The organism is Pseudogulbenkiania sp. FW507-F1, from assembly GCF_058781125.1.
In genome coordinates, this window is the sequence record NZ_JBYSWM010000008.1 from 110,618 (window position 1) to 123,460 (window position 12,843).

12 protein-coding genes, 1 tRNA gene and 1 pseudogene are annotated in these 12,843 nt (G+C 65.6%); 9 read left to right on the plus strand and 5 right to left on the minus strand.

The genetic code is table 11. The features are described 5' to 3' along the window. Positions 1 to 1,726: pseudogene (locus AC3WG5_RS07330) on the plus strand (hypothetical protein); the annotation flags it as partial. A 72-nt stretch (positions 1,727 to 1,798) separates the two neighbouring features. On the opposite strand, the gene AC3WG5_RS07335 reads toward AC3WG5_RS07330, so the two are convergent. Together AC3WG5_RS07335 and AC3WG5_RS07340 are read right to left on the minus strand one after the other, a co-directional pair. Further along, positions 1,799 to 3,721, minus strand: a complete 1,923-nt coding sequence (locus AC3WG5_RS07335; protein WP_492568278.1) for a bifunctional diguanylate cyclase/phosphodiesterase — start codon at positions 3,719 to 3,721, stop codon at positions 1,799 to 1,801. 27 nt (positions 3,722 to 3,748) lie between these two features. Next, on the minus strand, positions 3,749 to 4,471 hold the full coding sequence (locus AC3WG5_RS07340; RefSeq protein ID WP_008952136.1) for a transglutaminase-like cysteine peptidase: 723 nt from the start codon (positions 4,469 to 4,471) through the stop codon (positions 3,749 to 3,751). An 81-nt stretch (positions 4,472 to 4,552) separates the two neighbouring features. Between AC3WG5_RS07340 and AC3WG5_RS07345 the strand changes: the two genes are divergently transcribed. Beyond that, positions 4,553 to 6,052: a TolC family outer membrane protein gene (locus tag AC3WG5_RS07345; RefSeq protein WP_492568280.1), complete on the plus strand. Its 1,500-nt coding sequence runs from the start codon at positions 4,553 to 4,555 to the stop codon at positions 6,050 to 6,052. Between the two features lie 127 nt (positions 6,053 to 6,179). On the opposite strand, the gene AC3WG5_RS07350 is transcribed toward AC3WG5_RS07345, so the two are convergent. Next, a complete protein-coding gene (locus AC3WG5_RS07350; protein WP_492568281.1) occupies positions 6,180 to 6,965 on the minus strand; it encodes a TatD family hydrolase in 786 nt (261 codons plus the stop codon). A 117-nt stretch (positions 6,966 to 7,082) separates the two neighbouring features. Between AC3WG5_RS07350 and AC3WG5_RS07355 the strand changes: the two genes are divergently transcribed. The 4 genes from AC3WG5_RS07355 to AC3WG5_RS07370 all read left to right on the plus strand — a co-directional run bounded on the left by AC3WG5_RS07355 (position 7,083) and on the right by AC3WG5_RS07370 (position 9,544). Continuing rightward, positions 7,083 to 7,460, plus strand: coding sequence for a hypothetical protein (locus AC3WG5_RS07355; protein ID WP_492568282.1), 378 nt, complete (start codon positions 7,083 to 7,085; stop codon positions 7,458 to 7,460). 88 nt (positions 7,461 to 7,548) lie between these two features. Continuing rightward, a complete protein-coding gene (locus AC3WG5_RS07360) occupies positions 7,549 to 8,295 on the plus strand; it encodes an MgtC/SapB family protein (protein ID WP_482583919.1) in 747 nt (248 codons plus the stop codon). 300 nt (positions 8,296 to 8,595) lie between these two features. After that, positions 8,596 to 9,009: a VOC family protein gene (locus AC3WG5_RS07365; RefSeq protein ID WP_492568283.1), complete on the plus strand. Its 414-nt coding sequence runs from the start codon at positions 8,596 to 8,598 to the stop codon at positions 9,007 to 9,009. Positions 9,010 to 9,115: 106 nt separating this feature from the next. Then, positions 9,116 to 9,544, plus strand: coding sequence for a YciI family protein (locus AC3WG5_RS07370; RefSeq protein ID WP_492568284.1), 429 nt, complete (start codon positions 9,116 to 9,118; stop codon positions 9,542 to 9,544). Between the two features lie 210 nt (positions 9,545 to 9,754). On the opposite strand, the gene AC3WG5_RS07375 is transcribed toward AC3WG5_RS07370, so the two are convergent. Together AC3WG5_RS07375 and rsmI are read right to left on the minus strand one after the other, a co-directional pair. After that, positions 9,755 to 9,839, minus strand: a tRNA-Leu gene (locus AC3WG5_RS07375). A 54-nt stretch (positions 9,840 to 9,893) separates the two neighbouring features. After that, complete coding sequence (gene rsmI / locus AC3WG5_RS07380) at positions 9,894 to 10,727, minus strand: 16S rRNA (cytidine(1402)-2'-O)-methyltransferase (protein WP_492568285.1); 834 nt, start codon at positions 10,725 to 10,727, stop codon at positions 9,894 to 9,896. 60 nt (positions 10,728 to 10,787) lie between these two features. On the opposite strand from rsmI, the gene AC3WG5_RS07385 reads away from it, so the two are divergent. Genes AC3WG5_RS07385 through AC3WG5_RS07395 form a run of 3 tightly spaced genes read left to right on the plus strand, consistent with a single transcriptional unit; the run spans position 10,788 to position 12,843 of the window. Next, positions 10,788 to 11,894 (plus strand): penicillin-binding protein activator, encoded by a 1,107-nt coding sequence (locus tag AC3WG5_RS07385; protein WP_492568286.1) that lies wholly within the window; start codon positions 10,788 to 10,790, stop codon positions 11,892 to 11,894. Continuing rightward, the gene (locus AC3WG5_RS07390) at positions 11,891 to 12,226 is read left to right on the plus strand and encodes a YraN family protein (RefSeq protein ID WP_008952145.1); all 336 of its coding nucleotides are present in this window, start codon (positions 11,891 to 11,893) and stop codon (positions 12,224 to 12,226) included. The genes AC3WG5_RS07385 and AC3WG5_RS07390 overlap by 4 nt, the downstream gene beginning before the upstream one ends. 26 nt (positions 12,227 to 12,252) lie before the next feature. After that, the gene (locus AC3WG5_RS07395) at positions 12,253 to 12,843 is read left to right on the plus strand and encodes a phosphoheptose isomerase (protein WP_008952146.1); all 591 of its coding nucleotides are present in this window, start codon (positions 12,253 to 12,255) and stop codon (positions 12,841 to 12,843) included.

Genomic DNA, 12,843 nt, shown 5'->3' on the forward strand with positions numbered 1-12,843 from the left:
CGACCCGGCCACCGGGGTGGTGAGCTACACCTACACGCTGAACACGGCGGAAACGCACGCCAGCGGCGACGGCAACAATACCCTGCTGGACAACACCAGTGTGGTGGTACGGGACGTCGACGGCAGCAGCGCGACCGACACCCTCAGCATCACCATCGTCGACGACGTGCCGTCCGTCTTCACCCCGGACACCGCCCATATGGTCGACCAGACCGCTACCAGCCATAGCGTTACCGATGAGCTGAATTTTGCCGGCCACACCGGTGCCGACGGTCTGGGCAACGTGGTGTTCAACATCACCGAGGGCATGGCGGCGCTGGATGCGCACGGCAATCAGTTGCGGCTGGACGGGGCGGATCTGTTCCTCTTCTACGGGGCCGACCAGACCATTCTGGTGGCCAAGACGGCGACGGGCGATATCGGCTTTACCGTCGATATCGATCCGCTCACCGACAGCTACTCCCTGACCACCTTCGGTATCCTGTCGAGCGGCCCGGCGGCGGTGGAAGTCACCAGCCTGTCCAGCGTCGGCGGCGGCAACGTCACGATCAAGGGGTTGCTGGATGTCGGCGGGTCGACGCAGGACGTGATCCTGTCGTCGACCTCGGGCACGGTCAATACCGACCAGGATGACATCGGGGTTGGCAGTGGCCAGAGCCTCAGCAGCACCGACAATGTACGGCTGGATTTCGTCAACGGGCTGGTTGTCGACAAGAACGGCTATAGCTACACCGACCACAATACGGTGTCCGGCTTCGAGCAGTTGGTGTACATCACAGGCAGCGCATCGGCGACCGCCAACCTGACGCTGACGGCGATCGTGGCCGATAACGACCAGACGTACGGCACGACGGACAGCGGGGAAAGCCAGCTCGATCTCAGCGTGTCCAACATCACGATCTACGACGCCAACCACAACGTCGTGGCCAACGGCACGCAGGGGCTGACCATCACCGATATCGGCAACAGCATCCTGATCACCGGCATGCACGATGGCTGGAGCTACCAGATCACCTCGACCGATACCTTCAGCGCGGTGAACGTGGCCGGCGCCACCGACACCCACACCTTCTCGCTGGGCGCCTTCTCCTACTCCGAAACGGTGCCGTCACAGCCGATCGACCTGTCGTTCGGGATTACCGCCAGCGATGGCGACGGCGACACCGTGGCGAGCCAGATCGACGCCACGCTCTATCCGTCCGACGTCAGCCTGCTTGGAGATGGTAGCGCCAACACCCTGACGGCCACGTCGAGCCATCCCTACGTCTTCGGCTACGGTGGCGACGACACCCTGGACGGCTCGATCGGCCATGCGGTGCTGGTGGGGGGCGATGGCAACGATCTGTTGATCTACGGTATCGGCGATACCATCGATGGCGGCCAGGGGGTGGATACCGTGCGCTTCGACACCGCCGGGCTGGTGGACCTGACCGGCGCCAAGCTGAGCGATGTCGAACAGTTGCAGATGAACGGGGCGGCGACCAATACCACGCTGCAGCTGCGGCCGGAGGATGTGCTCAACTTCACCAACAACGCCGATCACACGCTGTTTGTGCGTGGTCAGAGCGGTGATGCGGTGAACATCGACGTTGTCGACCCGGCCACGGCCCCGGCGGGAACGACGGTCAACATCGGGGGGGTGGATTATGTCCAGTTCCACCTCGATGTCAGCGGCTCGACGGTGACGATCAACGTCGAAAACACCGTGCAAACCCACTTCATCTGAGACGATTCAGCCTCATCGTCACGGGCCTCCCTGCGGAGGCCCGTTTTCTTTGCCGGGAGGACGACTGGCGGCTCAGGCCGCGCTCACCCCCGGCCCGGTGATGCCATCCACACCGGCGCGCAGCAACTGGCTGCCCTCCGCCGAGGTCGTCACGCCCTTGGCGTACACCTCGAGGTCGAGCATGCGTGCCACCTGCAGCAGGTTGGACAGCAGCAGCTGCGCGCCGGGGTCGCTCTCGGCGCCGCGGATCAGCGCACCGTCGATCACCAGGTAGTCGAGTGACACCTCGTGCAACCGGGCCAGCAGGTTGAAGTGCTCGCCGGTCATCTCCAGCCCGATGCGCACGCCCAGCGGCCGAATCGAGCGGCAGAAGCCCTGGAACGCGGGCCAGCGTTCGGCCAGGCCGGGCTCCAGCCATTCCAGCGCCAACTTGCCCTGGGGCAGGCTGGCCTGCAGCCGGTCACGTACCGTCTCGGTGAAGGCGTAGGGGACATCCAGCGAGGGCGCGCTCAGGTTGACGGCGATGACACGCTGCCCGGCCAGCGAGAGCAGGGCCTGCTCGATGGCTTCCTGATCCAGCGCCGGGCTCAGCCCGAGACGGGCGGCGTGGGCGGTGAGGGTGCCGGCACGCAGCGTGCTGGCCCCGTGCTGTGGCAGCGTGATCATGCCTTCCTGATGGATCACGGCGCCCTCGCCATTCACCACCGGGTAGAAGGCGAGGCGGAAGGCATGACCGGACAGCGCTTCGCGCAGCCGTTTGTTCCAGTCGAAATCGCTGCTCGGCAGCGTGCCGCCATCCGGGTCGTAGCGGCACCAGCTCTTGCCGCTTTGTTGTTCCGCCAGGGTCACGGCCTCGTTGGCGCGCAGCAGGATCGCCGGCAAGGTGTCGTGCTGCGCATAGCGGGTGAGGCCGAGCGTAGCGCGCCAGCCGGCGGCGGCGGGGTCGCTGGCCTCCTGCCAGCGCTTCCCCAGCTCGGTGGCCAGCCGTTCCGCCGCCTGTGGTTCGGCTCCCGGCATCAGCAACACGAACTCGGCGCCGCGCAGGCGGGCGGCCTGCCAGCCGGTCTGGCCGCTGGCAGACCGCTGTAGCTCCGATGCCACGTGCTTGAGCCGGCGGTTGACCGCGTCGCCGCCGAGCCGCTTGTTGGCTTCGGCCAGGTCGGGCAGCCGCACCAGCATCAGTTCGCCTTCGGCGGCGGCCTGGGGGTCGGCCAGTTCACCGATCATGCGCTCTTCGAAGCGCGAACGGTTGGCCAGCCCGGTCAGCGGGTCGGACAGGGTGGCGGCACGCAGCTGGTCGATATGGCGTGCGGCCTCGTCCAGCATCGACTTGATGCGTCCGGAGAGCGTATTCATGGCGCGCGCCACGGCCGACAGCTCGGGGGTGCCGGGCTCCGCCATGGTGACGAAGCGGCGCTCGCTGAGCGCCTCGGCCTGCTGGACCACCTGGTGGAGCTGGCGGCGAATGTAGCGGATGCCCACGGTGGCCAACGCGCCGGTCAGCAGCGCCGCCAGCGACAGCCAGGCCAGCATGCGCAGCGAGCCCTGCCACAACGCGATCCAGGCGTAGCTGGTTTGCGCCTCGACGGTGATGGTGCCGGCCTGCAGCCAGCCCTTGGAGAGGTTGGCCGAAGCCGGGCGGGGGTTGAGCGGCAGCAGTTGCTGGAACCAGCGCGGCACCTGTTCCTCCAGCTGCTGGTTGACCCGTTCCAGGCGGGTCTTGCCGTCGACCCCGGTCCAGCGGATGAGGCGGTAGTGGGCGTTGTCGAAGGTGGCGTTGATCAGCGTTTCGCTCATCGCCGGGTCGGCCTGGTACTGGTTGATCGACAACGCCAAGGCATTGGCGCCGCTGACACTCTGGGCGTACAGCTGCTGCGACAGGTAGTCGCGCGCGGTGAGCAGGCTGACCGTGAGGCTGGCGAGGACGGTGGTGAACAGCGTCATCGCCACCAGCAGCCAGACCTGTTCGATCAGCGTCATGTGGGCTCGTTTCATCGTCCTCCCTCCGGTCTCGCCGCCATGTCAAAAACCTTCCGCCCGCATCCGTTCCTGCAGGTTCATCCAGCGCGTCAGACGCTGCACGTTGCCGGCCGGGCGAGCGTTGTTGCCGGGCATCCAGACGCCATCATTGTTGAAACTGAAGACCGGCACCAGGTCGGGGCGCTGCGAGGCGGGCTTGATGTCGGTAATCAGGTTATCCAGCACCAGCGGCTCCCCCTCCGGGGTGGGGTAGTAGGCCAGCACCATGTGCGCCTGGCTGAGGGTGCTGCCGGGTCCGCCCAGCAAGGCGCGCACGTAGGTCAGCCGGAACTTGGCGGCGGGGATGCCCAGCAGGGTCAGCGTCATGTACTTGGCGATGACGAAATCCTCGCAGTCGCCGGCCCCCTTGCCCAGGGTCTCGATCGGCGTGGCCCAGTAGTCGTCCTGATGCCAGACGATTGTGTCGTCGCGGAACAGGATGCGGCGATTAAAAAAACCGTTGACCTCAATTACCTTGGCATTTTCAGTACGATTTCCTAAAACAGAGATAAGCGATCGCCATGCTTCGTAGTTCTCGATTCCACGTGGGCCAAATTTCTGGATGGCCTGGAATTGCCGGGAAAAATCCAGCGCAGCGTCACTTTTCGGCGTTGCGCAAGCCGAGACCAGACTGATGATTGCCCAGATCAGCAGGGTCGACCGCGCTCTCCATGTTCGAGGACCTGGCTGGGCGTTGCGGCGGTGTCGGCTATGACAAAGTGCCATCTGGCGTTGTCCTGGTTGCAATGGGCATGTGGCGTAGACGAGCTTGCAGCACTTAACTGATCTTCATAATAGGACGTAGCCATGAAACTGCGAAAAATATGCCTTGCGTTGCTCGGCCTGGGCTTTGCTACTGGAGCATTGTGTGCCGAAGTGACCGATTTAAGAAGCGCCGTAGAGAATACCGTGGTGAACAATCCTGAGGTCCAGGTGAAGTGGCGCACTTTCCGCCAGTCTACCGAGGAAATCGGCATCGGCCGTTCCGAGTTCTTCCCGATCGTCGACGTGAACTACAAGTACGCCCATGAAGACCACAACGAGCCGCCGCTGTCGGGGGGCAACCAGGATTTTGACCGTTACGGCTGGTCGGCGGCGCTACAGCAGAACCTGTTCAAGGGCTTCTCCACCGTGAACCTGGTGCGCCAGCTCGACCATACCCGGCGTGCCAGCTATTTCGACTTCCTCTCCGAGTCGGAGAACCAGGCACTGGAAGCGACGCGCGCCTACCTCGATGTGCTGCGCTACCGCCAGCTGCTCGAGCTGGCCCAGTACAACTACGCCGTGCACAAGGGGATTCACCAGCAGCTGATGCAGAAGGTCGCGGCCGGGGTGGGGCGGCGCGTCGACCTGGAACAGGCCACCGGTCGTCTGGCGCTGGCAGAATCGAACCTCATCACCGAAGAAGCCAACCTGCACGACGTGACGGTACGTTTCACCCGCATCGTCGGCATGCCGCCGCCGATGAGTCTGAGCAAGCCGGCGCCGTTCACGATCGCGAAGCAGGAACCGAGCGACATGTTCAAGCAGGCCTTCCAGCGCAACCCGCAATACCTCTCCGCCGTGGAGAGCGTGCGTGCCGCCACGGCCGAGGTGGACGTGCGCAAGGGCGCCTTCTCGCCTACCGCCGACCTGCGCGCCCAGTATGAACGCACCAACAATCTGGATGGCGTGGGGGGCGTGCACAAGATCGGCGTGATCGAGGTGGTGCTCAACATGAACCTGTTCCGTGGCGGTGCCGATCGCGCCCGACTGCGGGCCTCCGCCGAGCGCCGCGAGGCAACCCGCGACCTGCAGCTGAAGGCCTGTCGCGACATCCACCAGACGGTCCAGATCGCCTACAACGACATCCGTCGCATCGGCGAGCAGATCGACCCACTGCGCCTGCATTCGCTCTCCACCGAGAAAGCGCGCGACGCCTACCGCAGCCAGTTCGAGATCGGCCAGCGTACCCTGCTCGACCTGTTGGACAGCGAGAACGAGCTGTACGACGCCAAGCGCGCCGTGGTCAATGCCGAGAGCGACCTGCTGTTGGCGCAAGCGCGGCAACTGGCCAGCTCCGGCCTGCTGCTGGAAACGCTGGAGGTCAAGCCGAAGGAATCGCTCACGTTCGACGGAAGCCCGTCCGACGAGTGGCAGGCCTGCGATACCTCGCTGGTGCCGAGTGCGACCATCGACAAGAATGCCATCCAGCCGGTGACGCTGGGGGCCTCCACCACGATGGATGCACCGCCGGCCATCGTGCCCGAAGCCACCAAACCGCAGAAAGCGCCCGCCAAGAAAAGCACGACCAAGAAGAGCGGCTGATTTCCTCCTGCTGTTTTCTCTGGACACCCCCGTGTTGCACGCACTTCACACGGGGGGCGTTTTTTTGTCGGGTGGCCGGCGTGCCCGCAGGCCGTCTCCCTGGCCGGACGAGGCCGGGCCATCGCGGTTAGCCGAGCCCGAGCGCTTCCAGCGTGTTGCGACGGGTTGCCGAGCGTACCGCCTCTGTGGTGGTGTCGCGCAGTTCGGCCAGTAGCCCGGCGTAGCGCGCGATGTTGGCGGGCCGGTTGGGTGCCTCTTGCGCCCATTCCGGGCGCATGTCCGGCGCGTCGGTTTCCAGCACCAGCGCGGACAAGGGTAGGGTGGCGGCCAGCCGACGGATGCGCTGGGAGCCGCGAAAGCTCATGGCGCCGCCGAAGCCCAGCTTGAACCCCAGCGCCAGAAAGGCCGCCGCCTGCTGCTCGCTGCCGTTGAAGGCGTGGACGATGCCGCCGACGACCGGCACCTGGCGCAGGTATTTCAGCAGCCGGTCCTGCGAGCGGCGCGCGTGCAGCACCACCGGCAGGCCATACTTGCGTGCCAGCTTGAGCTGTTCCACGAACAGCGCTTCCTGGCGCGCCGGGTCGAGGTCTGGCAGGTAGAAGTCGAGCCCGATTTCGCCCACCGCCAGCGGCCGGTCTTCGGCCAACCTGTGTTCCAGTTCGGCCAGGTGCGAATCCACGTGCTGCGACAGGTAGACCGGATGCAGCCCGAAAGCCAGCCAGCAGCCGTAGCGTTCGCGCATCGCCAGCGTCTGGGCGAACGTGGCCTGGTTGACGGCCGGCACCAGAATCTGGCCGATGCCGAGCCCGACCGCCTCGGCCACGACCTCGTCACGCACGCCATCGAACTCCGCCGCGTCGAGGTGGCAGTGCGAATCGATCAGGCAATCGTCGTCGGGCAGGATGCGGAACATGGCGCGCAGAACCAGGATAGAGAGAGTGTAGAGTATCAGCCTACAAGGCCCGCCCGTGCCTTGCCAAGACAGGCATGCACAGGCGCATCACCAGACCGGGCGCAAACGGAGTCTCTAATGGCAAAACCTTCGACTGCCGACATCATCTGGCTGACCGATGTGGAAGAGCATGACTATGCCGCCGCCGCCTCCTATCTTGCCTTGCTGTGGCGTGAAGACCGCGTGGCCGAGGTAGTGCAGCGCCTGCAGGCGGCGCCCCTGGTGCAGTTCAGGGCCAAGGACATCTTCCGTGCCTCTCAGCTCTCCCTGCTCGGCATCAGTAATTCCCATGTTGAAAAGGACCGGTCCAAGATTCGCAAAGGGGAGGGTCTCTCGCCATTGCTGCTGGTGCGCGACGAGGCAAACGGCAAGGTGGTGATCGCCGACGGGTACCACCGGCTGTGCGCCCTCTATGGCGTCGATGAAGACGCCTGGGTGCACTGCAAAATCGTGTGAGGTGCACGACTCGCCTTGGCCGGCGCCGGGAGCAGCGGCGGGCAGTATACAATTCGACTCTTCACACCACGGTGCCACGCTGATCGCCATGAATCTCCTCTCCCTCCCGCTGTTTGCCGGTTATTGGACCGAAACCTCGGTTGACGTCAACGTCGTGATCGTGCTCAACCTGGTTGGCGCGCTGTTGCTCGGCATCGTCGTCGGCTACGAGCGGGCCTATCGCGGCCGTGCCGCTGGCATGCGCACCTACGGTCTGGTGTGCATGGCCTCGGCGGCCTTGACCGTGGTGGTTGGCTATCCGGGGTATTGGTACGGCGGGCATATGATGAGCAGCAGCGGCGACCCCACCCGGGTGATCCAGGGCATCGTCACCGGCATCGGTTTTCTCGGTGCCGGGGTCATCATGAAGGACGGCCTGAACATCAGCGGCCTGACCACCGCCGCCTCTATCTGGGCCTGCTCCGCCATCGGGGTGCTGGTGGGCATCGGCTTCTACGCCGCCGCCATCCTGCTCACCGTGATCTGCGCGCTGTCGATGATCCTGGTCTCGCGCCTGGAACAATGGCTGCCCTCGCATCCCGCCATTGGCGTGGTGCTGCGCTTCCAGAAGGACTTCGTGCCGCAGGAACACGCCCTGCGCCGAGCCGCGCTGGAGCGCGGCTACGAGATCGCCGGCAGCAGCCTGTCGATCAGCTACCAGGACGGTCAGCCGGAGTGGCACTTCACCGCCACGGTGCTGAACAAGAACGAGGGCGCTTCGCTGTCGGAACTGGCGGAAGAATTATCGCGTTTCGACGGTGTCCAAAGTTTCAGCATGGCACCCGCCCGCAACTGAATACGGGGCGCTCTGCCGGGCAAGCGTTCCATGCGCGGCCGTGCCATGTGAGTAGGGTCGCCGTTTGCTCCGCCTGAATTCAGTCAGCCAACTGTCATTTTCACCGTCTATAGTTAGTGCCTGGCACAGGTCGCACGGCGCTGACCTCTCGCCGGCGAGCCGTGAGTCGAGCGCTCTGAGCTGGCCTGATCTGGGTCGAGCTTGCCCGTCGCTACCATGCCCGTCCGTGGTGCCGCTTGCCGGGTATCCCCCGCCCCGGCACATCCCCGTATCGTTTCGATCTCTCCCTAAGGAGACGTCATGCAAATCCAGTCCTATCTGTTTTTCGATGGCCGCTGCGAAGAAGCGGTCGAGTTCTATCGTCGCACCCTGGGTGCTGAAGTGGAGATGCTGATGCGCATCAAGGACAGCCCCGAGCCACTGCCACCGGGCAGGGTGCCGCCGGGGTCGGAGGACAAGGTGATGCACGTCAGCTTCCGCATCGGCGACAGCGTGGTGATGGCCTCCGACGGCCGTTGCCAGGGGCAGCCGAATTTCCAGGGATTTGCCCTGTCGTTGTCGGTGGCCGATCAGCGCGAGGCCGAGCAGCGCTTCGCGGCCCTGAGCGAAGGCGGCCAGGTGCAGATGCCGCTGGGCCCGACCTTCTTCTCGCCGTGCTTCGGCATGGTCGCCGACCGCTTCGGCGTGTCGTGGATGATCATCGTGCCGGCGTGAGTGTCAATTCTGTCGTACCCCCATCGCCATGCCGGGGAGCGCTGACCCGACCGGTTGACCCCGTTGGCGGCGTGCTCCCTGTGCAACCCATCCAAGGAGCAAAGCGATGCGATTCATGATGCTGATGATTCCCAAGGGCTACGAGAGCGCCGAACCGGGCGCCATGCCGAGTGCCGAGGCCGTGGCGGCGATGATGAAGTACAACGAGGCGCTGCAAAAAGCCGGCGTGTTGCTCGCCCTCGACGGCCTGCACCCGCCCTCGATGGGCGCGCGCGTCTCGTTCGAAGGCGGCCAGCCCACGGTCACCGACGGACCCTTTGCCGAGGTGAAGGAGGTGATCGGAGGCTACTGGATGATCCAGGTGGCGTCGCGACAAGAAGCCATCGACTGGGCCAAGCGCTGCCCGGCTTCGGCCAACGAGGTAATCGAAATCCGCCAGGTGCAGGAGTTCGAGGACTTCCCGGCGGACGTGCAACAGGCGGCCGCCGGCTTGTCGGAGATGCAGGCACCGCCGGCGGCACGACGCGAGGGGTGAGCGCCTGCGCAACCGGCGCACATGGGCGGCGCCGGGCGGCTGGAAAGAGGATCGGTTGGGCCGGTGTCCCCGGCGATGCCGGGCATCTCTAGCGGTCCGGACAGGGCGGCTGGCAGAGGGCAGGGTGTCGGAACCGGCAGGCGGCAGGCAACAAAAAAGCGCCTTGCGGCGCTTGATCGTGTTTTCCTGCGAGCCTTATCTGGTAAGGCCTGGTGCCCGGGGCCGGACTCGAACCGGCACACCTTGCGGCGGGGGATTTTGAGTCCCCTGCGTCTACCAATTTCGCCACCCGGGCAGGAAAGAGAAGGCAGTTTACCCAATGCCATCGAGCTTGTAAATGCGTGGCGCGTCAGTCCTTGTCCGCGTTCTTCAGCGCAAGGGCGCGGTCGTACAGCAATTTGCGGTTGGCGCCGGTGATCTGCGCCGCCAGCGTCGCCGCCTGCTTGGTGGGCAGCTCGGCGGCCAGCACCGCCAGCGTGTGCAGGGTCTGTTCGTCCAGGGCTTCCGGTTCTTCCCGCGGCGGCGCGGCATCGATGATCAGCACGATCTCGCCACGCTGCTGGTTGCTGTCGGAAGCCACCCAGTCCCGCATCTCCCCGGCCGGCAGATGGCGTATGGTTTCGAAGGTCTTGGTCAGTTCGCGTGCCAGCATCAGCCTCCGCTCCGGTCCCAGTTCGACGACGATGTCCTCCAGCGTGTCGAGCAGGCGGTGCGGCGCCTCGTAGCAGGCCACGCAGAATGGCGCGTTGCGCCAGCCCGCCAGCACCCGGCGCCGCTCGCCCGATTTGGGCGGCAAAAAGCCGTGAAACAGGAAGGAAGTCGCGGAGAGACCGCTGGCCGACAGCGCCGCCACCACTGCCGACGGACCGGGAATCGGGCACACGCGCCGCCCGGCGTGGTGCACCGCTTCGGCCAACCTGGCGCCGGGGTCGGACACCGCCGGGGTGCCCGCATCGGACACCTGCACCACGATCTTGTCTTCGCCGAGCCAGCGGATCACCTGCTCGGCCATGGCGCGCTCGTTATGCTCGCGCAGGCTCACCAGCTTGGCACTGATGCCGTAGGCCGACAGCAGGTGGCCGGTCACACGGGTATCCTCGGCGCAGATCACATCCGCCACGCTGAAGGCGGCCAGGGCGCGGGCGGTGATGTCGGCCAGATTTCCAATGGGCGTGGCCACCACATATAATGTGCCGCGAGTAAAACTTTCCCGAGCAGATTCAAGCAAGTGAGCAAACGACGTATGCAAAGAATGGCCTCGCTGTTGGTTGGCGTGTTGACGGCCTGGCTGGGCGTGGCCCAAGCACAGGTACCGGACTATATCATCCAACTCAACGCGGCGCCGCTCAAGGCCAGAGCCGCTGCCAGCGCACCGCACCCGGTGGCCGTCCCCGCGGCCAAGCCCGTCGTCGCGCCGGCGCCGCGTACCAGGCCGCGCATCGGCGTGCTGCTGCCGCTCGGGTCCGCCCGTCTCGGCGAAGCCGCCGAGGTGGTGCGCCAGGGCATCGAAGCCGCCGCCGCGGTCGACGACAAGGCCGACGTGGTGGTGGTGGCCGCGGACGAGGACAACGTGGCCGCACGCTACCAGACGGCATTGGCCGACGGCGTCAACGTCGTGATCGGCCCGCTGACGCGGCCCGCTATTGCCGCCGTGGCGCCGCTGGTGAAAGTGCCGACGCTGGCGCTCAACGCGCTGGATCGCGGCATGCCGGCCAATCCCAAGCTCTACAGCCTGGCCTTGGTCGTCGAGGGCGAGGCGCAGCAGATGGCCGGGGTGATGTACGACGACGGACGGCGCAACCCGCTGCTGGTGGCGTCGCAAGATGCCTTGTCGGCACGGCTGCGCAAGGCCTTCGCCGAGCGCTGGCAGGCGCTGGGTGGCAAGAGCCCTCGGGTGGTGGAGCTGGCCGGTGCCGATCAGGCGACACTATCGGCCGCCGCGGCGCAGGGTGACGCGGTATTTCTCGCCGTCGACGATAGCGAGGCGGCGGGAGTCAAGCAGGCGTTGCCTGCCGATCTGCCGGTGTATGCCACCTCGCAGCTGAACAGCCGCCATCCGCCGGCGGCGCTCAACAACGTGCGTTTGATCGACATGCCGTGGTTCCTGCTGCCGCAGCACGAGGCGGTCAGACGCTACCCGCGTCCCGAGGGCGCGCTGACGATGCAGACCGAGCGCCTCTACGCGCTGGGCATCGACGCCTACCGGCTGGCAGTGTTGCTGGCCAACCCCAAGGCGAGTCCGGCTGCGCTGCGTCTGGACGGCGTGACCGGCGACCTCCAGCTCGGGCGCGACCGCCAGTTCACCCGCCAGCTGCCGCTGGCGGTGCTCGGCGCGGGTGGCCTGCAATGAACGAACTGGGCCGGCAGGCAGAAGACCGGGCGCTGGCTTTCCTGCAGCAGCAGGGGCTGCGGCTGGTCGAACGCAACTGGCAGTGCAAGGGCGGTGAGATCGACCTCGTGATGCGCGAGGGCGAATACTGGGTATTCGTCGAGGTGCGTCACCGTGCCGATCAGCGCTTCGGCGGCGCCGGCGCCAGCATCACGCCGGCCAAATTGCGGAAACTCACGCTGGCGGCAGGGGTCTACCTCAGTTCCAGGGGTATCGACGCCCCCTGCCGCTTTGACGCCGTGCTGTCGCACGGTAACGGAGCCCCCGAATGGCTCAAGAACATACTGGCGTAAGCTACGTCGGATACAAAAGGATGGACATGGACCTGATCGAACGCGTCAACGGACACTTTCTGGAAAGCATCGCGGCCAAGCAGGAGACGATGGAGCAGCTGTCGCCGGCCGTCGCCGCCGCGGCCGAGCGGATGGTGGCCTGCCTGATGAACGAAGGCAAGATTCTGGCCTGCGGTAATGGCGGTTCCGCGGCCGACGCCCAGCACTTTGCCGCCGAGATGGTCGGCCGCTTCGAGAAGGAGCGTCCGGGGCTGGCGGCCTTGTCGCTGGCCACCGACAGCTCGGCGTTGACCGCCATCGGCAACGATTACGACTTCGACATGGTGTTCTCCAAGCAGGTGCGCGCGCTGGGCCATACCAACGACCTGCTGCTGGCGATTTCCACCTCCGGCAATTCGGCCAACGTCATCGAGGCCATCTACGCCGCCCACGAGCGTGGCATGGGGGTGATCGCGCTGACCGGCAAGGACGGCGGCAAGATCGGCGAGATCCTCAGCGCCGACGACATCCAGCTCAACGTGCCGGTTTCGCGTACCGCGCGTATCCAGGAAGTTCACATCCTGCTGATCCACGCCCTGTGCGACGCCATCGACTACATGCTGCTGGGAGGAGAATGA